We start from the raw sequence: 23427 nt of genomic DNA, 5'->3' as shown, positions 1-23427 counted from the left end.
ACCTGACAACAAATCAGAACTAGTTTAAGACATTATTTGGAACTAATGCAACAATGCGCAAAGGAGCACCACTACCACCTTTAATTTTCATGGGTAGGGCCATCAATGAAAATCCAGATTCTGGAAGTTTACTAAGATTGGTTAGATTTTCAAATACCGGGATGTTCTCCCTTAATAGAATCACATGTGTCTTAAAATATTCGGATTGACCATAATCGATGCTTGGGGTATCAATACCAATAGATTTGATTTTTCTATTATTGATAAGCCATTCAGCTGCTTCCGGATCTAATCCGGGAAAATGTAATTTAGATATTGCTTCTTCACCTCGTTCATCGGTTCCCAGATAGTCTAATTTGTTCGGGTAAAATTTCGAGTGACCACTTTCTAAAAGAAGAATACTTTCTTCAGGAATCTCTTGTTTATGTTTGGTTTCCCACGCTATCAGGTCCTCAACAGAAATTAAGTAATCAACATTGCCATTGGCTTTTTCGGAGACATCAATTTTTACAGCCTTACCAATTAATCGTTTTAGTGGAATCTCATCAACTGTTTGTTTACCCTCAGCAAAGTGAATTGGTGCATCAATATGGGTGCCACCATGTTCGGCTGTCTCAAAGTTATTGGCCGCATAAAAGAACCCCTTATCTGTTTTAGCATAAGCCACTGTATCCAATTTGAATTCTTTAGCTGTAACCCAATACACTGTTTCCCTAGAATAAGAATGGGATAAATCAATTAGTTCCAAGTCGTCGAGAGATAATGGTTCATTATGTTTTTGTACTTGAGACTCTTTATGTTGGCAGGAAAAAGTTGTCAGTAGTATTACGAATACGAAATAGAACCTATATAAAAACTTCATATTAACCTTTTAGATTTCTTATACGATCATACAGCGTTGGGTGCGAATAGTGTACCCAAACATAAGCTTTATGTGGTGTTAAGTTACTAAGACTATTTTTAGAAAGCTTTTTTAATGAACTAATTAATGGTTCAGCTTTATAAGTTTTCCTTGCAAAATCATCGGCCTGATATTCAAATTTTCTTGAAATAGAGTTCATTAATAATCCGGTTAGCTCAGATATTGGAGAATATAAGAGCCCAAACGCCACAAGACCTACATGGAAGCTCGCTATTTCAACCCCTATGGCATTGGACAATAATGGATTTGATATAAAGACAGACAAAACGAATAAGGTTATTCCTGTCATTAAAATACTGCTAATAAGGTTGAAAATGATGTGTTTTCTCTTGTAGTGACCAACTTCGTGGGCTAGTACAGCAACAATTTCTTCATCATTAAGTTCATTGATTAGTGTATCGTAAAGTGTCACCCTTTTTTCACTTCCAAAACCTGAAAAATAGGCATTGGCCTTGGTGCTTCTTTTGGAACCATCTATCACAAAGATTTTCTCTAAATTAAACCCAACAGTCGCGGCATAACTCGAGATTTTATTAAATAAATCACCTTTCTCCAGAGGAGTTTGCTTATTAAACAATGGAACAATTAACCTTGAATAAAACATATTCATAAAAACGGTAAATATGGTAATAGCGATCCAGGTGTAGATCCAAAATAGGTTAGTGGTCAACTCGTAAAACCATATGATCAATGCTAGTAGGCCTCCTCCAATTATGGCTGTCATGAATAGACCTTTTATTTTATCTGTCCAGAAGGTTTTACGGCTTGTTTTATTGAAACCAAATTTTTCTTCAATAACGAAAGTTCTATAATAGGAGAATGGAGTTGAAATAATGTCCGAACCTAGCATGATGATCCCAAAAAATAGGAGTCCTGTAATTATGGAGTTACTCGAATATGAGCGAGCGAGATTATCGACGTATTCAAATCCATCGAGAAAAAGAAATCCCAATGTTAAGATCAATGAAAACCAGGAAGACCAAATACCAAAACGATAATTTGTAAGCTTGTAATCTTGAGATTTTTTATAGGCGTCCTCATCAAAAACATCCGCTACTTCTTCAGGTAAGGTGTCACCAAAATGTTTAGCGTTGACAGCATTCAATATTTTGTCTTTGATGAAATTGACAACTATAATCCCAGTGATGATATAAAACAAGTTTATGGAAGTCATGATATGGTTAATTTAGAGGGTATGAAAGGTTGGGTTCAGCGGAAATCTCTTTGTCTTTTAGCTTCAAAAATAAGTATTCCAGCTGCAACTGAGACGTTCATTGAGTCAATGACTCCGCTCATTGGAATGTGAATATTAGCTAAGGCAGCCTCCCTCCATTGATCAGAGAGTCCGATTGCTTCGGTCCCTACCACGATTGCAGTGGGAAGTGTAAAATCTTGAGTGTTATATGGAACAGACTTTTGTAAAATCGCAGAGAAAATATTAAAGTTTAATTGATTTAAATAGGCGATTGTTTCTACCGATGAGGCCATGGCAATTTGCGTTGTAAACACAGAGCCAACACTGGACCTTATAATGTTAGGGTTGTATAGATCAGACAAAGGATCTGCAATAATTACGGCGTCAACATTGGCTGCGTCTGCTGTCCTGAGTAGCGCACCTATATTTCCCGGTTTTTCTGGTGCCTCGGCAACAAGAATAAGCGGGTTTTTAGATAAGAATTTTAATTCATCTAAACTATGCGATTTACTATTGACAACACCAATAATACCCTCAGTGGTTTGCCTATGTGCCAGCTTTTGAAAAACATTTTGAGATATTTCAATGATTTCAATACCATAATGCTGCATAGCTTTGGCCTCTGTTTCAGAGAATAGGTCTGGATAAAATAATAACGAGTTGATTTTGTACCCTCCCTTAATGGCGAGAGATAGTTCTCGTTTTCCTTCTATTATAAAAAGGCCATTTTTTTTTCTACTACGCGACTTCTCTTTGAGTTGAATCAATTCCTTTATGAAAGGATTTTGCGCGCTAGATATAGTTTTTATCATCTAGTGCAAAAGTAATTTAAATCTATGTAATTAATTCGTAAGGGTAACGTCAAAAGGCTCATAAAACAAAATCAAATGAAACAAATCGCAATTAGCCTTATGGTCATTTTTCTCTTTATTTCCTGTAAAAATGATCCACAAAACCAATCCGATCAAGCGCCATTAGTAAAAGTAGAAAGCGCTTACCCAGAGGCTCTGGAATCAGTGTTTAAAGCCCACGGGGGGTTGAGTAACTGGCAGTCAATGAACGGTTTATCCTTTGGGATGGAACGTCCTAATGGGATTGAGACTACACTTACCAATTTAAAATCGAGACATTCAATTATTGAGACACCTACTTATAAATTAGGCTTCAACGGTAGTGCTTTATGGGTTAAGGAACTGGATACCATATCCTACACAGGTAACGCAAAGTTTTATAATGGCCTGATGTTTTATTTCTATGCCATGCCTTTTGTCTTAGCCGATGATGGCATTACTTATGAAGAAAGAGCACCGTTAAGTCATAATGGTGTTGAGTATCCGGGATTATTAATTTCATATAATGACGGGGTTGGCGCATCACCAGAAGATCAATACATCATCTACTACCATCCTGAAACCTATCAGATGGCCTGGTTGGCCTATACTGTTACTTTTGGTAAGGATGAAAAGAGTTCCAACTTTAGATTTATTGAGTATCATGATTGGCAAAACCTTAATGGGCTTAAACTACCAAAAGCAATAAGCTGGTATAAAGTAGAAGAGGGCCTTCCTATTGAAAGACGCAATACTCTCGAGTTTGTAGATGTCGACATAAGCCCAAATGCTCCAGATGGGGTCATATTCGAACCAGAAGAAAATTCAAATATTATAGAATAAAAAAAGGGCCTTTAGCCCTTTTTTTATTTACCATCATTGTATTTTTCAGCATAACGTTTCCAAAGTTTGGTTTGGTGACTTTCTAAGCTAATGGCTCTGCCATCAATAAAAGCATGAGTGAGAATGTTTGTCCGCATATCTAAGGCATCCCCTTCAGAAATAAAGAAGGTGCCACTTTTACCAGATTCCAGACTACCATAGTCCTTATCAATCCCAAGAATTTTTGCTGGGTTAAGAGTAATTAATTCAAGAGCTTGTTCTTTACTCAGACCATAGGCAACCGTTGTACCTGCATAAAACGGCAGGTTTCTCGAATTCATACGTTCCATTTGACCACTTGTTTCCAAAGACACTAATACTCCCGCATCCACAAGGGCTTTCGCTAGTTTAAACGGTTGATCGTAATCATCATCCTGAGAATTTGGTCTTGTATGGACACGTCTAAGCATTACTGACACATTGTTTGATTCAAGTAATTCGGCAACTTTGTGAGCTTCGTAACCACCAACAATCGTTAGTTTGTCAATTCCGTTAGCCTTGGCAAATGTCACGACATCAGTTATACTTTTTTCGTCATTGGCATGCACATAAAGGCGTTTGGAACCGTCAAACAATCCTGCCATAGCAGCATAAGGCAGGTTGGTAACTGATTTATCTCCGCTATTATAGGTCTTTGATTCAGACAGGTAATTAGATAATTCCTGGATTTGTTTGGAGTAATTCTTGTTGGGTTTAAGCCCGGGGTCTTCTCCTAACCACCAACGCCCCCTTGTAAAGGTATTAGGCCAGTTGATATGAAGGCCTTCATCAACTTTTACAGCCGCATCTTCCCAGTTCCAGGCATCGAACTGTACTACTGATGAGGTCCCAGATACGCGACCACCTCTAGGTACTACTTGTCCAAGTAATACTCCATTGGGTCTCATAGATTCCACAACCTTAGATTCAGCATTGTAAGCAATCAAACTTCTAATATGTGAATTATAGGTTCCAATTTCGGCCTGGTCACTAGACGCTTTTACAGCATCAACCTCCACCAAGCCTAGGGTAGAATTAGATACAATTATACCTGGATAGATGTGTTTTCCTTCAGCGTTAATCACATCAATATTGCCCATGGCGATCACAATTTCATCCGCTTTACCAATGGTTTCGATTCTTCCAGACCTAACTACAATGATACTGTTTTCAATTACCTCTCCATTACCAATGTGGGCAGTTGCTCCAATGACTGCAAAATCTTTGGATTGCTCAGAAGCAGGTGTTTGTTGTGCGGCTAAGCCAGAAACACAACAAATGACTAGTATGTATAAAAATTTTAATGATTTCATAATTGGGTGTTTAAATGATTAATCCAAAGAATCGCAATGCATGAGTTCCTTTTCCTTCTTTTGAATTGGTTGTGTTTTCAATCCTTTGTTTTTGTCTTCCAACATAAGATTGATTAGTTCACTTTTTTCTTTTTGAAGTGCGGCACGCAGTTCCCGATCCTTTTCAATATCAAAATAGGTTACCCCTTCGATAATCGTTTTTTCTGCTTTGGCATAAATGGATAAAGGATGATCAGACCACAACACTACATCGGCATCTTTTCCAACCTTCAAACTTCCAACCCTATCATCGATGTGCAATAATTTGGCAGGATTGAGAGTGACAAACTTAAGTGCATCTTCTTCGGACACCCCACCGTATTTTACTGATTTAGCTGCTTCCTGATTCAAACGTCTGGACATTTCAGCATCATCACTATTAACTGCTACAGTAACACCAACATTATGCATAATGGCAGCGTTGTAGGGAATGGCATCATTTACTTCGTATTTGTAGGCCCACCAATCGCTAAAAGTAGAACCACCAACACCATGTTCTTTCATCTTATCAGCAACCTTATAGCCTTCTAAAATGTGGGTAAAAGTGTTGATTCTAAAATTAAACTGCTCTGCAACCTTCATCAACATATTAATCTCGCTTTGCACATAAGAGTGGCAGGAAATGAAGCGCTCACCATTTAAAATTTCTGCTAAGACTTCCATTTCGGTGTCCATGCGATAGGCTTGACCACTTTTCTTTTTATCATCATATTCCTTGGCGCGGCTGAAATAATCCACATAAACCTGCTCAACCCCCATTCTAGACTGTGGGAAACGGATACCGTTTTGACTTCTGGACTGTTTTACGTTTTCACCAAGGGCAAACTTTATAAATTTTGGACTTTCATCATATACGAGGTTGTCAGCAGACGCTCCCCATTTTAGTTTGATAATCGCAGAGCGTCCACCTATAGGATTGGCAGAACCATGCAAAATTTGAATGGAAGTAACACCACCAGCTAGATTTCTGTAGATATCAATATCTTCATCATCAATAACGTCTTCAATAGTGACTTCAGCTGAAGAGTTATGCCCAGCCTCATTAATTGAGGTAGCCGCAATATGAGAGTGCTCGTCAATAATTCCTGCAGTTATGTGCTTGCCCGTGGCATCAATTACCCTGGCTCCACCTGCTTTCAGATCCTTACCGATTTGGGCAATTTTACCACCTTTTATCAGTACATCCGTATTTTCCAGCACCCCGTCTGCTTCGTTAGTCCAAACAGTAGCGTTTTTAAATAAAATTGTTTCACTCTTAGGTTGGTCCTTAAAACCAAAACCAACATTTGGATAGGTAACTGCGAACATATTAGAGGATTCAGAATCCTTTTGACCACCCTTTTTCTTCTCATCTGATTTACCCTCAGCCTTTGTAGCAGAAAATGCCACAACGTCTCCGTTTGGTAGGGTTGCCTTACCATTTAAGGTCTTACCATCCGAGGTTTTAGCTGAAATTCTTGTGAAAGCCTTAGGTGAATCTGTAGATTCTGTGTAGGTAAGCGTCATCCAATCGTCATTATAGCTCATTTTAGAACCTAACTTCTGACCTCCACTTTTAAGAGTAGCTTTGGGTTTTTCAATTGTACCATTAAGGCTCATCTCTATTTGCTTCCCATTGATGGAGAAACTGTAATCCCCACGAATGTCATGAGCATTCATGGTATTAATGATGTGCGCTTCACCTTGAACCCAATTTTCATAAAGGGTGGTTTCTTTGTCAAAAATATCACCAGAACTAATGAGGAAATTGGCAAAAGCTCCTGCTTTAAGTGTACCCAGAACATCTGATTTACCAAGAAGCTGTGCAGGAACTGTGGTTAGAGCTTTTAGGGCTGTTTCTTTCGACAGACCTTTAGAGACCGCGGTCATAAGATTTGATTTAAAATCCTTGACACTTTTTAAACCATGGGTTGTTAAGGCAAAAGTAATATCGTTTTTTTCTAAAATGGCTGGATTGTATGGGCCTTGATTCCAGGCGCGCATGTCACTCACCGACAGGGTGGAAGCTAAAAAGGGATCTTCCACATCAAAAGCTTTTTGAAAATCAAGTGGCAATATTACGGCTGCATTGGTATTCTTAACATCAGTAATGCGCTCGTATTCATCGCCTCCACCAACAATAATGTATTGAATTCCAAATTGATCCCCTACTTTATCTGCTCTCATCAAATTTGAGCGACTTCCAGCTTCAAAAATCTGAGGCAGTGCTTTGTTTCGGTTAAGAGCCTCCAAAGCAAGGTCCGTTGTCTCTGAGTTACCACCTGCATACCAGTTGGCATCATTGTACATTTGTCTTAAGAGGGCCATACTTCCCATAAGTGAGGTAGGATAGGACTGTCTGGATTGTACACTTTTAGAAAATGACAAAAATTGAGCCGAGGCAGGATCGAGAACTCTAACAGAATTATCTCCTTCATCATTTAAAGCGATAAGGGCTCCTGTACCTCTTACGATACCATCTTGGATACTAGTATTAACGGTTCCAAAACCAAGTTTTTGCATACTTGATGCCGCCTTGCTGTCATATTTGAAGAGGTACATGGCTTCTTGTTCTGGCCGTATATGATCATTCCAATAAAAACCGCTCCTTCCAGCATCATATTGTGGGCCACTTCCGCGAACGCGTTCTGGCTTTTTTACACCGAAAGCTGTGTAGATGTCTATAAAGGAAGGATAAATAAATTTACCACTAAGGTCTACAATGGTAGCATTTTTTGGAGCTTTAATGTTTTTTCCAACAGACACTACTTTTCCTTCTTTTATAAGAAGACTACCGTTCTTTATCACCTTATCTGGTGAGGCATAAATGGTAGCATTTGTAAATAGTGTGTAGTTTGAATTTTTGGTAGCAACTCCTGAGTTGTTCGGAAAGTAGTCCTGACCGAAAATAGGTATACTGCATGCAAACATGAGTAACCATAGCACGTTTTTAATCATTATATGGGTTAGTTTGTGTTAGGACTTTAAAAATAAAGATTAACCCAGCTCAGATATGAAGAATAAAGTTTTTTTTAACGTTTTGTTGGGGTTTCGTCGTAATAATTAACAATTAGCGCAACGACATAGCTGTAGCTTTCAATGCCTTTATTTTGGTTGTTTACCTTAAGGTAGCTATCGTAGGTGGTTTTAAAAAGTGGTTCAAGTGGGTTCTCATAAGAGTTCCAAAAATCTCGAGACTCTTTAAAGTTTTTGAATATTCCAGGTCTAATTTTTGTTCTTAATTGTTGATAGGCCTCTTGATCTCTCAAATAGAGTTCGTTTAAACAATAACGTAAACCAAATACCTGTCCCGAATAGTTGAAATAAGGATCAGGGTGGTGTATACAAGCCAGCATACCAATAAAATTAGCCTCATTTTCGGCAGCGTAACCCAATTGATGGGCCACCTCATGACTAGCCGTTGAGGGCAATTGGTATTTTGGTATTAGAATATCTACCTGCGCCTCATTAGTAAAGGGATTTAAATACCCTGAAAATCCCATATAAGTTAGAGGTAGACTATAAAGTGATGCCTTAATACTGGAAGGCTTATACGTAAAAAGGGGGATCGATTTTGATAATGCCTTGTAACCCTTTTGGGTCATGTCCAGAATGTCCTTTTTGGAATAGGGAACTTCTACTTTGAGTGAATCCATATTTTGAAGAGCCTCGTGAGCGTTATTTGAGGATTCTATTAGCAGTTCTGTAACTGACACAAGTTGCTCGGTGCTGTAATCTTTACCCATTTCAAGATTTACATGTAGTGGCTGACGGTAGTAATTAAAAGCCCAAAAACAATGAAAGGCCAAATAAATGAATGATACTCCAGTGAGTAGCTCTAATATCCAGTTTTTAAAATCTTTGTAAGAGCGTCTCCAGTTTTTAATAAGCCATCTCAGAAGTAATAGGACCACAAGTGTGTAAAAGACATCACCAACTGAAAAAGGGACCCATCCAAAAGCATAACGACATAGTTTAGAAATAAGGGTATATAGGCTATTACTGTAGACTTGTTCGGTCCACTCGGGATTGATGGCCAATATTTTGGTCAATACCCAAACGAAGACAAATGAAAAAGCTAGAACTATTCTCTTTAAGCTCATGCCCATAAAAATAGAAAACTCAAGTGTAAATTGATGTTCCATTTATGACCTTCTTCATAAAAATAGTTCGATGGATTTGTATTTTTGTAATCAAAATAGAATCCACATGAGCGAACATATTAAAACACTAGAGCCAGTTGAAATTTGGCGAAATTTTGCCGACCTAAATGCTGTTCCAAGGGCTTCAAAAAAAGAGGAACGCGTTATAAAATTTATTAAAGACTTTGGAATTCAATTAGGCCTGGAAACCATTGAAGACCAGGTTGGAAACGTGGTCATACGTAAGCCGGCCACCCAGGGAATGGAAGATAAGCAGATGGTCGTCATGCAAAGCCATTTGGATATGGTGCATCAAAAGAATAATGATACCGACTTTGATTTTGATACCCAGGGTATAGACATGTTTGTTGATGGCGATTGGGTAAAAGCTAATGGGACAACCCTTGGAGCTGATAATGGCCTGGGAGTTGCTACCATAATGGCTGTTTTAGAAAGTGAAACCATTCCTCATCCAGCTATAGAAGCTCTGTTTACGATTGATGAAGAGACTGGTATGACGGGTGCTAAAGGCCTAAAAGGCGGATTACTAAAGGGTGACATTCTTCTTAACTTGGATACGGAAGAGGATGATGAAATAGGGGTGGGTTGTGCCGGTGGAGTTGATATCACGGCCACTAGAACCTATAATCAGGAATCTACACCCAATAACTATGTGGGATTCAAGATCACTGTTAAAGGCTTACAGGGTGGGCATTCTGGAATGGATATTCATAAAGGATTTGGAAATGCCAATAAGCTTTTGAACCGCTTTTTGCACTTAGGATTCCAAAATTCTGATCTTCGTTTGAGTCGGATAGACGGCGGAAGTCTTAGAAATGCCATTCCAAGAGAAGGCTATGCTGTTGTCGCTGTGGCCATGTATGGTAAGGATGGTTTTGTGAATGACTTTCACGACTTAAAGACCTGTATTATAAGAGAATTCAAATCTTTAGAATCCGATCTTGAAATTCTTTTAGATGAGGTGGACACCCCTAGTACTGTAATGGATCAGTCTGTATTTGGACAATTGACAAGAGCCCTTTATAGTGCTCATAATGGTGTTTACAGAATGAGTCCTGATATTCCCGACTTAGTTGAAACCTCAAATAATATTGCACGTGTATTAGTGCAAGATGGCCAAGTGAAAATTGGATGTTTAACCAGAAGTTCTGTTGAATCCTCTAAGGAAGATTTAGCCAATGCCTTAAAGTCTACCTTTGAGTTGGCCGGTTGTGAGGTTGAATTATCCGGTGACTATCCTGGTTGGACTCCCAATATGGATTCTGCTATTTTAAAAGTGCTTAAAGCCAAGTATCTGGAGCTGAATGATGGACAAGAGCCACATGTGGCAGCATGCCATGCTGGTTTGGAATGTGGAATTTTAGGTACTAATTATCCCAAGATGGACATGATTAGTTTCGGACCTAATATTCGAGGTGCCCATTCACCAGATGAACGGGCTCAAATTTCTTCGGTAAAAAAATACTGGAAGTTTGTAAAGGAGATATTAAAAGATATTCCTAGTAAAAACTAAAAAAGCAGCCAAAAGGCTGCTTTTTCTTATTCTGCTATACTCGTAAGTTCGATATCAAATACCAGATTTGATCGTGGAGGAATCACTGGTGGATTCCCGCTTTCACCGTATCCTAAATAGTAAGGTATAAAAACCCTTGCCTTATCACCAACCTTCATATTAAGCATGGCTTCTTTAAAACCAGCTACTAAAGTAGCCGACTCATTATAAGGCATACTAAAGGGTGCGTAGCGGTTCATTTGGTCCTGGCGTTCATCGTATTTACCATTGTTAACAGCAACTTCTTTCCAGGTAGTCCAGAACAATGTACCGTCTTCAAAATAACCGGCACAATCAATATTCACGCTCTGAGATGCATTTGGTTGTTCACCATCTCCTTCATGGGTAAATATCATAGCCATGCCTGTGGGTGAGTCTATACGGCGTCCTTCCATGGCCTCATTCGCAGCCAACCATTCCGTCTTTGCATTTCTGGCCATCTCTTCCGCCTCCTTTTTTGCATTTTCTCTTGCAGCATAAAAAGTGTTCTCAACTTCCGGCATCTGCTCTTCAAAAACTTTTGGAGCATCAAACAATTTTGCTGCTTTACCTTTTCTTATAATAGTCACCTTATTGATGGTTACATCTTGAACTGGCTTGTGGTTTCTGGCTCTTAAATCCACCACTTCGACGTTAGAGATAGAATCTTGTACCTCTATACCCTCAACTAATTGTCCAAATACGGAATGACAGCTAACTCTAGGTTGGTCACAAGGTTTTAAATTACCCTGTGCATCAAAGAAATCAAGACTTGGGTAAGGTACTTCTGTAATAAAAAACTGGCCACCATTGGTATTGATTCCACCAGCATTAGCCATTGATAATACTCCAGGCTTATCGTGTTTTAAGTCTTTGTTGAAATCTGCTGCAAAGCGGTATCCAGGAGTACCACGTCCAGTACCAGTTGGATCACCACCTTGAATCATGAAATTATCCATCACTCTATGGAAAATAACACCATCATAGAAGGGTTTGCCTTTATATTGCTCCTCAACCATAGGGTGGTTTCCTTCAGCAAGCGCTACAAAGTTAGCCACCGTCACAGGGACTTCTTCATAATATAGTTTTGCAACCATGGTTCCTTTAGATGTTGCTATTTCAGCGTATAGACCATCATCTAAATTTGGATATTGTTCCTGACAAGAGCTGCTAACAAGTGCAGCCAAAATACAAATAGATAAAATTGTCTTTTTAATCATTAGTCTTTGAAATTGAATTTAGGGTTACTTCACATATTAAAGGCACATTAGTACCTATTTTATTGTCATCTCCATAGTAGCCAAAAGCTACTTGAGAGGGAAAAATAAAGGTTACAGTCTCGGTAGGCTTCATAAGCTTTAAACCTTCTCTTAGCCCAGTAAATAGTTCTTCCTTATCAATTATATAACTTTGGGTTCCTATTTCCTCGAAACTATAAATTGAGGCCCCTTGAAGGTTATTGACGGAATAGCTGAAATTGACTTGATCACCAAACAAAGGTTGTATGGTGTCCTTTTCTACTTTGTTCACATAATAGTACCAGAAACCACTTTCTGATGCCACATAATCTATGAGGGAGTCGTTAGCAATGAGTGCTTCTATTGCTACACGCTCTTGGTCGTTAAGTTTTTTGTTACGTTCTGCAGACTCTGAAATAAATGAGCCTGATTTAACAGATTCTGGCATACGTGGTTCAGGAGAACGACATGAGCAGAACAACAGAACAATCACTAAAAATGGGATAATAGTTTTCATGATTTGATAGTAATGATTAATGCCGTAGGGGCTCCTGAAAGGTTACAGATTTATAGGTAAATGTTTTGTAAGCAACAGAAATCATGGGGCTAATTGTTGTTTATACGCTGGTAAGATACTAATAAATTTTTCAATTGCTCCATTTAAACTGGTCTCAGACCTGCCGCCTGCTGCATTAGTATGTCCTCCACCATTAAAGTGAGAACGCGCAAAATCATTAACTGAAAATGATCCCTTACTTCTAAATGAGATTTTTATAATATCGTCCTGAACGTTCTCAATAAATATAACAGCCATTACAATGCCTTTTATGGATAACCCGTAATTAACAAACCCTTCTGTATCTCCTTTTTTAAATTCAAATTTATCCAGTTCTTCTTGACTCAGTGAAATATAGGCGGTATTGTAATCTTTCAATATTTTAAGATTACCAAGGGCACAACTTAAAAGTTGAAGTCTATTATAGCTATTAGTGTCAAATACCTGATTATGGATGTCTGAATGATTCGCTCCTCGCTTCATTAAATCACCGGCTATTTCAAGAGTTCTACTAGTGGTTGAGGGGAATCTAAATGAGCCGGTATCTGTCATGATTCCTGTATATAAACAAGTAGCTATGACAGCGTCAATCTTACTCTCATCACCAAGAAATTCAATAAAATTGTAAACCATCTCGCATGTTGATGAAATCTCAACATTGGAGTACATGTACTTGGCGTAAGCGCTCGGTTGCTGATGATGGTCAATCATAATTTTTAGTGATGAGGCTGTTTCAAGAATGTTTCCCATTTGATTTCCAACTCTACTTAAATCATTGAAATCAAGCGTAAAAATAATCTCGGACTCCGCTATAAGCTTTGAACATTCCTCCTCATCAAACTCAAATTGCTTTACCAAATCCGTCCCTGGAAGCCACTTTAAGAACTCAGGATAATCATTTGGTGCAATTACTGAAGCCTCATGCCCAAGACTGATTAAATAATGATAAAGTGCTAGTGTTGAGCCCATGGCATCGCCATCGGGATTTCTATGCGGCACAATAACTATGTTTTTAGGCTGTTTTAAGAGCAATTGTATTGCTTCAATCTGGGATTTTTCCATAGGTTTCAAAGATACAATTTAAAGGATGCCTTTACAATGAAACTTAGTAATATGAAGGTTTCGTTAAATCCTTGGTATTGATTTAAAATGCATTACTTTTGCACCGAAATTTAAAGGCCAAGCCTACAATTAAAACAAAACAATATAAATGGCAACTAATAGAACGTTTACAATGTTAAAGCCCGATGCTGTCAAGAATGGACACATTGGTGCAATCTTAGAAAAAATTACTGCTTCAGGTTTTAGAATCGTAGCGATGAAATTAACTCAAATGACTACGGCAGATGCTGAGGAATTTTATGGCATTCATAAAGAACGTCCATTTTTTGGCGAATTAGTGGAATATATGACTAGTGGGCCAATTGTAGCTGCTATCCTTGAAAAGGAAAATGCCGTGGAGGATTTTAGAACTTTAATTGGTGCTACAAATCCTGCAGAGGCTGCGGAAGGGACCATTAGAAAAATGTATGCTAAATCAATAAGTGAAAATGCTATTCACGGAAGTGATAGTGACGACAACGCTGCTATCGAAGGTGCCTTTCATTTTTCTGGAAGAGAGACATTTTAAGCTACAGATATAATATTAAAAAAGCCACGCTTAGCGTGGCTTTTTTTATGACTTAGATCGTAGTGATCTTAGTTGTTTTCCAAAAATCGCCGCAATACCAGCTGCTAGTCCTCCTATAATACCGGTTATTAGAATAACCAGATAAGGATTCTCACCAAGAGAAAACAAGACCCCAATCTGCTTGGCAAGAATAAAATCATTGGCGCTACTCAATAGGTAAGCTGATAATCCCCAAAACAGTAGGATGCCTAAAAAAGGCATTAAGAACACTTTAAATCCTTTAAGTGGAATAATGTAGGCTGTAACTGATGCTGCTAGCATGACAGACCACCAATCCATACCTAGTGCCGAAAAGATATAGGCTAATACTATGGTAATTATTAAATTTACTAAGGTCTTATTCATTGTAATGGTTTTAAAGTTTGGGTTGAAATTGTTCCTGTGGCGTTACTAGCTGAAGGCATGAAGTTTAATTCTAAATACTCTCCAGCCGCCCAATCACTTATAAAATTGTCGTAATATTTACTGCCTGGATTTCCTGATTGACCACCTGGGTAAATGCCTAAGGCGGTAGGAGGAGAGGTCATTTCCACAATCATTCGCCATGATGGTCCATGGTTTTTAGATGTGGCATTAACAATGCTTCTATCACCCCCAATAGGAATGTCAAATCGTGAAAATGCGGGTAAACCCTGAAGTAAATGACCAGCATAGGTCCCTTTGTAATTGTTCCAGTTGTAGGCTCCGTTTTTTTCCTGCCATTCCATAAGATTTACTACAGCTTTCTCAAAACTTAACCGAAATAAATCATGTGCAGTCTCTTTAGTATCAGTCGTCTCTACAATATCCATAAAATCATGCTCTGGGAATTTAGTTAGAGCATAAATAGTTTGATAGTCGTAGGGCTTGCTTAAGGCTATATCCTCACTATCGAGTTCATCCCAAACCATCTGATAAAGATTGTACCACCAACTCCGCCAAATACTTGGCCCAACTTCATCAAGATCGTTGTTAAATTTCCAATTACTCATTTCATTAAAAACCCGTTGTTCATTTTCATTAAACCCATCCTTGTTCATATGTTCTAACATATAGGGAACAAGTTCAGACGCCTTTAAATTGAAATTATTGTTATGAAGCTCTTTGAAATCCTGTATGTCAAAAGAATCTTTTGAATTAAAGAAATCGTTAATCACACGATTTCTGTAGGTTTCATAGCCGTCATTAAAAACATAATATGGGTAGGCCTCATCAACAGGGTGCTGATTGGCTGAACTTACAAAACCGCGCTCCGGATTCTTGGTATGAGCATTAAATTCCTGAGGTATGAATCCCTGCCAATCGTGTTCTGGATTAGAACCGTCTAGTAAGAACTTGCCTTGACCTTCCCATTTATTCGGGAGCAGCCCTTGGATCCATAATGCAATATCACCTTCTGTTGAAGCAAAGACAAAGTTTTGGGCAGGTGCTACATAATTCTTAAGAGCATTAACATAATCCTCATAATTTTTGCCCTTGTTCAATTCTATGAAGGTTTTTTGGTTATTGCCTCCCATATGGCCAGTCCATTTCATGGCGTAACCAGATCTCGGATTATCATCCATAAAGTTTATATCGTACATAACCGGTCCATGATGTGTATAAAGGACGGAATCTGTAACGGTTTCCCCACCTTTAACTTTTATAGTTTCAGTACGTATGGTTACGGGTTTCCACTGACCGTCATGCCTATACATACTTCGGTCTTCATTGAATTCAATTTTATACCAGTCTAAAACATCCCTTGTAGCATTGGTTTCTCCCCAAGCGATATATTCATTAAATCCAGAGATAACACCCAAGGCTCCAGGAAGGGTAGCACCAAATGAATTGTGATCAGGAGTGCTTAATTGCATGACAAACCAAATCGACGGGAGATTTAATCCTAAATGTGGATCATTGGCCAAAATAGGATTTCCAGAATAGGACTTAGATCCAGAAACTGCCCAGTTATTGCTACCATTATCCGGATGCGGTTTTTCGGCAATTTTAAAGGCGATGGTATCTTGTGGTAATTCTGAAAAAGGAGTTGGCGTTTGTGGAACATCAATGTAACTCCAGTCCGTTTCTTTGGGAATTACTGGGTCTGTGATATCAAAAAAATCAGGTAACAAAAAGTCAAAATTCTCTTTACCTAATAATTGTAGTGTGTTGGTATATTCCAAATCATCATCTCCACCAGCCAGCATTTTGGTCATGTACATTAATAGTAAGGCTGTTTTATTAATGGTCCAGGGTTCTGGCTTGTAATTAAGTAATTTGTATTCTACAGGATAATCTTTGGGATCTAGAGAATTAATGTAACTATTAACTCCAGCAGCATAGGACTCTACAAGATTGTAGGTCACTGGATCAGATTTCATCTTTTCGATGGCCATCTCTGCCCCATAACCCATGCCACGTCTGCGCTCGCGTTTATCGTATTCAATGGCAGCTTCTCCAACAATTTCGGACAATCGACCGGCTGCTGCATAAGTTTGAAATTCCAATTGCCATAAACGGTGCTTTGCTGTAATATAGCCCTGAGCGCGATACAAGTCCTTATCATTTTGTGCAAATACATGTGGAATTAGAGCCTCATCGTAATGAACAATTACCTCGTCAGCTAATCCTTCGATAATTAATTCTCCCTCAATGGATTCATCTGTTTCGTTTTGCCAAATACCATTGTAGGGATTGAGAAATTTACCTAGGGGAGGAATAGATCCAAATTTTGAATCTAAACCATAGAATATCGCACCGGTTAGGACCAGCGATATCAATAATTTCAAATATTTCATGGAGTCTTTTTAATGAGGTCATGAAAATACTAAAATTGAACGTTTTATTCAATTAGTATAATTCAATCTTATCGATGAGCAATTCAAAGTTCTCATCACGCTTATTGCCAATTAAAAAGGTGATCTCTTCAATTTTATCTCCGCTATACCTTGGGAGATCCAGTCGATACCCTCTAAAAGTGGCTATCATTGAGGAAAAAGGAATCTCTATAGTTTGCCAATCCCCATTGGTAGAAAACTTGGCTGTATAAGCAAAACGGTTCAGATAGGAATTGCGAATTCTAAATTGATAAGGTTTACCATCACCTTTTAAGGTTAAAATCACGCCTGAATAGTTGTCGACTTTCAAGGTAGGTAGATCAAAGCGTACAGAAGAGAAGCCACCATTATTGGCCAAAGATACCTCTCCAGAAAAGAAGCCATGGCCTTCTTCGTTAATCTCAAAGTTACCTTGAGATACTCCGCCCATAACAACATCATCAACAATTTCCCAATTTTCCTTGGATTGCGAATTAAAGTCAACTAGTACAAACAGTTCTTGAAACATTATAAGGACTATGGCCAGAAGCAGGATTCTGTACATCTGATAGGTGATTTAATTTTATACTTATTAATTTGAGACCAATCTTGTAAATACTCAATACAGCGTATTAACTCAACACTATTTTTTTAACAATATCCTTACCAATGGATTCATTGAGCATGGTTATTATTTTTTCTTTACCATAGCTCAGTTCCTCACGTAACACGCTAGAACTAAGTCTAACATAAAGCGTTTCTCTTTTGAGTTCAATGGCCGTGGTGTAGTTATTTACTCCATTACCCATTAAACTTTGCCAGGCTTCTCTAACATTGACTTTGTCCAATCCTTCCTGTAGGCGATTTGTCTCCACAAACTCCTTTAAGATATCCTCAATTGGTGAATGTTCATTTTTACGTCTGGCCGTCATTCCAATTCAAATTCAACAGATTCATAGCGCTCATATACGTAGACCACTTGATCTTGATTTACTATTCTCAATTCTTTTTCCGTAGCACTTAATACGGTTTCCTTCCAATTCGTCAGGTTAGTCTTGTAATAGAGATTTAAACTATCGTTTTCAATTTTCACTGTCAAACCTTCAGCATCATCCGAAGTGCTATATTGATTATTGAACGCTGGTTGAAGTTTCTTCCGGAAACCCTTATTATTCTCAACGTAAATATAGTCAATAGTCGTGTTGTAGCTGTAAGATTTGGCAACACTATTTTCTGAAATAACTTCTTTGATTTCCCAATAGCCATTGAGATAGCTGAGTTTCTCCTCAGGGCTTTGAGCACAGGATACGAGGAGAACTAATACTATAAGCACAACTAGTTTTTTCATAAACTAAATATTTTATAGGATTGATGAACCTGTTTTACAACTTGTTCTGTGCGTTCCTCGTGTGTATCTGAGATAAATAGTTGTCCAAAATTATCGTCCTGCACTAATGAGATAATTTGTCCAACTCTATCATCATCCAATTTATCAAATATATCATCCAATAATAAAATTGGGGTAACCCCACTTTGGGATTTTAAGAATTCAAATTGTGCCAGTTTTAGAGCAACTAAATATGATTTTTGCTGTCCTTGGCTACCAAATTTTTTAATGGGATGCTCACCTATTTCAAACTTCAAATCATCTTTGTGAATGCCGACACTTGTATATTGCAATGCCTTGTCCTTATTGATGGCATCGTCTAAGAGATTGGACAATAAACCATCAAAAAGGTCACTTTTATATTTTAAATTAACGACCTCCTTGTCACCACTAATAACAGCATAGCGCGATTTAAAAATAGGAATGAATATCTCAAGGAAATTTTTACGCTCTTCATAAATATAAGTTCCATATTCTTCCAATTGCTGATTGTATATGGTAATGGTTTCAACATTGAATGTATGATTAGCCGCAAAATACTTTAACAGCGAATTCCGTTGTGATAAGACCTTGTTATAACTAATAAGTGTGGACAGATACCTTTTGTTTTTCTGGGATATGACTGTGTCCATAAATTTACGACGTGTCTCACTTCCTTCACTAATAAGATCGCGGTCGGCCGGCGAAATAATTACCAATGGTATATAGCCAATATGGTCACTAAACTTGTCATAGTCTTTGCCATTACGCTTGATTTTTTTCTTTTGACCTTTCTTAAGTGAGACTTGTACCCGTTCCCCTTTTCCATTTCTGCTAAAGAATCCGTCAATTAGAAAGAAATCCTGTCCGTGATGGATGTTTTGAGTACTTATAGGGTTAAAGTAGCTTTTTGCAAAGGCTAAATGGTAAATGGCGTCCAGGATATTGGTTTTACCTACACCATTAGCACCTACAAAGCAGTTGATCTTAGCGTCGAATTGAAACTCACGACTTTCAAAGTTCTTATAATTTACAAGGGATAACGCTTGAAGGTTCATACTGGAAATAAGGCCTTTTTTTCTAGAAATTATATCGGAAATTGAGTTGCAAAATATTGAAAAATAACAAATATTAAGCCTTTTAATTACCGATAAAAATTATATTTTTGCGGTCGCAATAAACGCAGTTATTATGGCTACATATAAGAAGCGCGGCTACAAGCCAAAAAATAAGAAAGAAAAGATAGAGGCCATTGAGGACAATTCAACAACAGCTGAGGTATTTAACACGCTAGATGAGTCTGCCTCGAAGACTGAAGAATGGGTCATTAAAAATCAGAACTATATTTTTGGTGTGGTTGGTATCGTTGCAGTTGTGGTTCTAGGAATCATGGGTTATAACAGGTTCATATCGGAACCTGCCGCTAAGGAAGCCATGAATGAAATGTACCAAGCTCAGACTTACTTTAATGAAGCAGTAAATGGTTCTGACCAAGATTCGTTGTTTACCTTATCTCTAAATGGTGGTGAAGGTAAGTATGGAATGCTTGACATCATTGACGAATATGGTAGTACTCCAGCTGGTAACCTTGCTAACTATTATGCAGGTATGGCCTATCTAAATCTTAAGGATTACCAGAATGCCATTACATACTTAAGCAATTTTTCAAGTGACGATAAAATGTTATCTCCTATTGCTAAAGGAGGTATTGGTGATGCGTTTGTTCAATTAAATCAACTGGAAGATGGCTTAGATTATTATGAACAAGCTATAAAGGATAACACCAATGATTTTACGACCCCTTTATACTTATTAAAGGCAGCCAAGGTAGCTATAGATTTAGGGTCTTATGAGGTAGCTTTAACTTATTTAAATAGAATAAAAGACGAATTTGCATCATCTAATGAAGCGAGTGAGGCTGATGTCCTTATAGGTATGGCCGAAGCAAAACAATAAGATATGGCAACGGCAAATCATAATTTGTCCAATTACGATAAAAGCACAATCCCAAACGCGAAAGACTTTCGGTTTGGGATTGTTGTTTCTGAGTGGAACTCAGAAATCACTGAAGGCCTGTATAACGGGGCTATTGATGCCTTAGTTGATTGTGGTGCCCTTAAGGAGAATATTGAAAGAGTCGATGTGCCAGGAAGTTTCGAGCTTATTTATGGGGCCAAGCATTTGGTGTCTAAAAGTTTTGATGCCGTGATAGCAATAGGTTGTGTGATTCAAGGTGAGACCAAGCACTTTGATTTTGTATGTGAAGGAGTTACTCAAGGCATTAAAGATCTCAACATCCTATATGATACCCCTGTTATCTTTTGTGTGCTAACCGATAATACCAAGCAGCAATCCATAGACCGCTCTGGAGGAAAGCATGGTAATAAGGGCATGGAGGCTGCGATTGCTGCCATCAAAATGGCAGAACTTAGGACTAACTAACAGGTTTACTTATTGAGTCGTCCAGTTTTTTAGACTGTGGCGTCCATCCATTTGTTTTATTGAGCTTGGCATCCTTTTTGTTAACAAAATTTAGGATGTGTCCGTGAGTTGATGAATTGAATTTAAGTATTTTTGATAGGCAACGATGCATAAAAAAGCGGAGTTTGTTTAAACAACGAAAGAACAGACAATTTAACTATCGCCCACGATTTCAGGATAACGATGCTGATGAACATGAGTCGCGTTTTGAGAATAATTGGAAAGAAGCACGTTTAAATTCACAAAAACGAGGTAAACGAATTTTATCGCTTCCAGTACTAATCATTATGTTGGTTGCCATAATTGTTTTAATGTACATCCTAAATGGTTACATGTAAATAAATTCTGATGGGAATATTTAAGCAACGAAAAAATAAGAAATATAGTTACCAACCTCGTTATTACAAAGGCGAGGGTAGTCCTTTTGAGTTAAAGCACAAATTTGATGAGTACCGTAAAACGGTTGCTCCTCCAAAGGGGATTAAGGCTAAGTTGAATCAGGCAGTGGATGACTATAAATACAATCCAGATCAGAACGCAAATCGCCGAGTTTTAATCATTATTGGTATTCTCATCCTTATTTTTTTAGTTATAATCGAGTTTGACCTTTCAATTTTCTTCAAAGGCTAATGTCAGATATCATTCAACTTTTACCAGATCATGTAGCCAATCAGATCGCTGCGGGTGAGGTGGTGCAGCGGCCTGCTTCTGTTGTTAAGGAACTTTTAGAAAATGCTATTGATGCTCAAAGCACAAAAATTCAATTGATTATTAAGGATGCAGGAAAGACCCTCATCCAGGTGATCGATGATGGGGTAGGTATGAGTACTACAGATGCACGAATGAGTTTCGAGCGTCATGCCACTTCTAAAATAAAGGTTGCAGAAGATCTATTTGATCTCAATACCAAAGGATTTAGAGGTGAGGCTCTGGCCAGTATAGCTGCCATTGCTCATGTAGACCTTAAAACCAAACAGCATCAGGAGGAGTTAGGCACGGCAATTACCATAGAAGGCAGTAACGTTAAATCTCAAGAGTTTACGGTTACTCCAGTTGGAACATCATTATCCGTTAAAAATTTATTCTATAATATACCTGCTAGAAGAAACTTCCTAAAATCCAATGCAGTAGAACTGCGTCATATTGTGGATGAATTTCATCGTGTTGCTTTGGCCCATCCAGAAGTGGCCTTTTCATTGCATCATAACGAAAGTGAATTGTTCGAATTGCCAGTGAGCAATTACAGACAGCGCGTAGTTCATATTTTTGGATCAAAAACCAATGAGCGACTTGTTCCAGTCTCCGAAAGTACCGAGGTATTACAAATAGAAGGCTTTGTTGGAAAACCTGAATTTGCCAGAAAAACACGTTCCGAACAGTTCTTCTTCATTAATAAACGCTTTGTGAAGAGTGCTTATTTGAATCACGCGGTGGTTTCCGCTTTTGAAGGATTACTAAAAGAAGGCTACCATCCTAGTTACTTCTTAAACCTATCGGTTGATCCTAAAAGTATTGATATTAATATTCATCCAACGAAAACTGAAATAAAGTTTGAAGATGAACATACACTTTATGCCTTATTAAAATCTGCCGTAAAACACAGTCTGGGGCAATTTAATATTGCTCCTATTCTTGATTTTGATAAAGACTCGAGTATGGATACACCTTATGCTTACAAGGATCGTTCAGCGATAAACCCAAAAATTGAGGTTGACCGAAGTTTTAACCCTTTCAAGTCAGACGGGGCCACGCAATCCCATAAGGTGGGCTTTAGCTCGAGTAAATCTCAGAATTCCTCTTGGGAGGCCTTATACACTGAGCTTAACTTAGAGTCTCAAGAAAAGGATGGCCATTCAGAAATTCAGTCTTTCGAGAGTAAATCGGTTAACGCAGATTTATTTGAGAATCAGGAAATTGCAAGAGAAGTTAATAGTCACCAACTTGAAGGAAAGTATATTATTAAGCCAATGGCCTCAGGGATCCTTATAGTGGATCAGAATAAGGCGCATCAGCGTGTGCTCTACGAAAAGTTTCTTAAGCAGTTTACAATTAAGTCCTCAGTGTCTCAACAACTCTTATTTCCCGTGAGCTTGCATTTTTCTAAATTGGAAATGGTAATTATAGAAGATCTAAAAACCGATTTAGAGGATGCCGGATTTAGTTTTGAATCCACAGCGGAGGAACAAGTAATTTTAAATGGCATACCCGCCATTATTCCAGAAGCTGAACTGAAATTGGTATTTGAGCAGTTGATAAGCGATGTGGAGAACCAGGTTCCAGAACAAAACTTCAGCTTGGCTGATTTGATGGCTAAGTCCATTGCAAAAAGTTTGGCTATTAAGACGGGGCAGCAATTAAGTGCAGTTGAGCAGATGCATCTTGTGGACAGTCTTTTTGCATGTAAAGAGTCTAATTTATCTCCTAATGGGCAATTAGCCTATTACATAATGGGAGTCAATGATATTGAAAAGAAATTTAAATAAGCT

The 23427-nt window shown here is 38.1% G+C and carries 23 protein-coding genes; 8 read left to right on the top strand and 15 right to left on the bottom strand.

Annotation, left to right across the window (positions count from 1 at the left end):
• Positions 1–19: 19 nt before the first annotated feature.
• From DN064_RS09820 to DN064_RS09810, 3 genes are read right to left on the bottom strand one after another with little or no spacing between them, the layout of a single operon-like run.
• Positions 20–862, bottom strand: coding sequence for a cyclase family protein (locus DN064_RS09820; protein ID WP_115462471.1), 843 nt, complete (start codon positions 860–862; stop codon positions 20–22).
• Position 863: 1 nt separating this feature from the next.
• Positions 864–2096, bottom strand: a complete 1233-nt coding sequence (locus DN064_RS09815; RefSeq protein ID WP_115462470.1) for a M48 family metallopeptidase — start codon at positions 2094–2096, stop codon at positions 864–866.
• A 35-nt stretch (positions 2097–2131) separates the two neighbouring features.
• On the bottom strand, positions 2132–2929 hold the full coding sequence (locus DN064_RS09810) for a TrmH family RNA methyltransferase (RefSeq protein ID WP_198659433.1): 798 nt from the start codon (positions 2927–2929) through the stop codon (positions 2132–2134).
• Between the two features lie 75 nt (positions 2930–3004).
• Here DN064_RS09810 and DN064_RS09805 point away from each other — a divergent pair, with 75 nt between their 5' ends.
• Positions 3005–3790, top strand: coding sequence for a DUF6503 family protein (locus DN064_RS09805; protein WP_115462469.1), 786 nt, complete (start codon positions 3005–3007; stop codon positions 3788–3790).
• Between the two features lie 23 nt (positions 3791–3813).
• Here DN064_RS09805 and DN064_RS09800 read toward each other — a convergent pair whose 3' ends face one another.
• The 3 genes from DN064_RS09800 to DN064_RS09790 all read right to left on the bottom strand — a co-directional run bounded on the left by DN064_RS09800 (position 3814) and on the right by DN064_RS09790 (position 9284).
• On the bottom strand, positions 3814–5121 hold the full coding sequence (locus DN064_RS09800) for an amidohydrolase family protein (protein WP_115462468.1): 1308 nt from the start codon (positions 5119–5121) through the stop codon (positions 3814–3816).
• An 18-nt stretch (positions 5122–5139) separates the two neighbouring features.
• Positions 5140–8097, bottom strand: coding sequence for an amidohydrolase family protein (locus tag DN064_RS09795; protein ID WP_115462467.1), 2958 nt, complete (start codon positions 8095–8097; stop codon positions 5140–5142).
• A gap of 74 nt (positions 8098–8171) precedes the next feature.
• A complete protein-coding gene (locus DN064_RS09790; RefSeq protein ID WP_232827468.1) occupies positions 8172–9284 on the bottom strand; it encodes a DUF3810 domain-containing protein in 1113 nt (370 codons plus the stop codon).
• A gap of 64 nt (positions 9285–9348) precedes the next feature.
• Here DN064_RS09790 and DN064_RS09785 point away from each other — a divergent pair, with 64 nt between their 5' ends.
• Complete coding sequence (locus tag DN064_RS09785) at positions 9349–10815, top strand: aminoacyl-histidine dipeptidase (protein WP_115462466.1); 1467 nt, start codon at positions 9349–9351, stop codon at positions 10813–10815.
• Between the two features lie 26 nt (positions 10816–10841).
• Here DN064_RS09785 and DN064_RS09780 read toward each other — a convergent pair whose 3' ends face one another.
• The 3 genes from DN064_RS09780 to DN064_RS09770 form a co-directional block, all read right to left on the bottom strand.
• Positions 10842–12053, bottom strand: a complete 1212-nt coding sequence (locus DN064_RS09780) for a peptidylprolyl isomerase (protein WP_115462465.1) — start codon at positions 12051–12053, stop codon at positions 10842–10844.
• Positions 12046–12588: a gliding motility-associated peptidyl-prolyl isomerase GldI gene (gldI, locus tag DN064_RS09775; protein ID WP_115462464.1), complete on the bottom strand. Its 543-nt coding sequence runs from the start codon at positions 12586–12588 to the stop codon at positions 12046–12048. The genes DN064_RS09780 and gldI overlap by 8 nt, the downstream gene beginning before the upstream one ends.
• 81 nt (positions 12589–12669) lie before the next feature.
• On the bottom strand, positions 12670–13689 hold the full coding sequence (locus tag DN064_RS09770) for a DHH family phosphoesterase (protein WP_115462463.1): 1020 nt from the start codon (positions 13687–13689) through the stop codon (positions 12670–12672).
• A gap of 148 nt (positions 13690–13837) precedes the next feature.
• Between DN064_RS09770 and DN064_RS09765 the strand changes: the two genes are divergently transcribed.
• Complete coding sequence (locus DN064_RS09765) at positions 13838–14257, top strand: nucleoside-diphosphate kinase (RefSeq protein ID WP_115462462.1); 420 nt, start codon at positions 13838–13840, stop codon at positions 14255–14257.
• 45 nt (positions 14258–14302) lie between these two features.
• Here the strand turns inward: DN064_RS09765 and DN064_RS09760 are convergent, their stop codons facing one another.
• The 6 genes from DN064_RS09760 to recF form a co-directional block, all read right to left on the bottom strand.
• Positions 14303–14662: a hypothetical protein gene (locus tag DN064_RS09760; RefSeq protein ID WP_115462461.1), complete on the bottom strand. Its 360-nt coding sequence runs from the start codon at positions 14660–14662 to the stop codon at positions 14303–14305.
• Positions 14659–17076: a penicillin acylase family protein gene (locus DN064_RS09755; protein ID WP_115462460.1), complete on the bottom strand. Its 2418-nt coding sequence runs from the start codon at positions 17074–17076 to the stop codon at positions 14659–14661. Before DN064_RS09755 ends, DN064_RS09760 begins: the two co-directional genes overlap by 4 nt.
• A 52-nt stretch (positions 17077–17128) precedes the next feature.
• Entirely contained in the window at positions 17129–17659 is a 531-nt protein-coding gene (locus DN064_RS09750) for a CIA30 family protein (RefSeq protein WP_232827467.1), read from the bottom strand.
• Between the two features lie 67 nt (positions 17660–17726).
• On the bottom strand, positions 17727–18026 hold the full coding sequence (locus DN064_RS09745) for a DUF721 domain-containing protein (RefSeq protein WP_115462459.1): 300 nt from the start codon (positions 18024–18026) through the stop codon (positions 17727–17729).
• Positions 18023–18442 carry a lipocalin family protein gene (locus DN064_RS09740; RefSeq protein WP_115462458.1) on the bottom strand — a complete coding sequence of 140 codons (420 nt, stop codon included), beginning with the start codon at positions 18440–18442 and terminating at the stop codon, positions 18023–18025. Before DN064_RS09740 ends, DN064_RS09745 begins: the two co-directional genes overlap by 4 nt.
• Positions 18439–19518, bottom strand: a complete 1080-nt coding sequence (gene recF, locus DN064_RS09735) for a DNA replication/repair protein RecF (RefSeq protein ID WP_115462457.1) — start codon at positions 19516–19518, stop codon at positions 18439–18441. Before recF ends, DN064_RS09740 begins: the two co-directional genes overlap by 4 nt.
• A 133-nt stretch (positions 19519–19651) precedes the next feature.
• Here recF and DN064_RS09730 point away from each other — a divergent pair, with 133 nt between their 5' ends.
• The 5 genes from DN064_RS09730 (at position 19652) to mutL (ending at position 23424) form a co-directional block, all read left to right on the top strand.
• Entirely contained in the window at positions 19652–20416 is a 765-nt protein-coding gene (locus DN064_RS09730) for a tetratricopeptide repeat protein (RefSeq protein ID WP_115462456.1), read from the top strand.
• Between the two features lie 3 nt (positions 20417–20419).
• Positions 20420–20902 carry a 6,7-dimethyl-8-ribityllumazine synthase gene (ribH, locus tag DN064_RS09725; protein ID WP_115462455.1) on the top strand — a complete coding sequence of 161 codons (483 nt, stop codon included), beginning with the start codon at positions 20420–20422 and terminating at the stop codon, positions 20900–20902.
• 164 nt (positions 20903–21066) lie between these two features.
• Positions 21067–21279 (top strand): hypothetical protein, encoded by a 213-nt coding sequence (locus DN064_RS09720; RefSeq protein ID WP_115462454.1) that lies wholly within the window; start codon positions 21067–21069, stop codon positions 21277–21279.
• A gap of 10 nt (positions 21280–21289) precedes the next feature.
• Complete coding sequence (locus tag DN064_RS09715) at positions 21290–21571, top strand: riboflavin synthase subunit beta (protein WP_115462453.1); 282 nt, start codon at positions 21290–21292, stop codon at positions 21569–21571.
• On the top strand, positions 21571–23424 hold the full coding sequence (gene mutL / locus DN064_RS09710; RefSeq protein ID WP_115462452.1) for a DNA mismatch repair endonuclease MutL: 1854 nt from the start codon (positions 21571–21573) through the stop codon (positions 23422–23424). Before DN064_RS09715 ends, mutL begins: the two co-directional genes overlap by 1 nt.
• Positions 23425–23427: the final 3 nt, after the last annotated feature.

This window comes from Winogradskyella aurantiaca, assembly GCF_003362725.1.
Lineage (GTDB): Bacteria > Bacteroidota > Bacteroidia > Flavobacteriales > Flavobacteriaceae > Winogradskyella_A > Winogradskyella_A aurantiaca.
The sequence above is the reverse complement of the archived record's forward strand: the minus strand, read 5'-3'. Positions and strand labels throughout refer to the sequence as shown.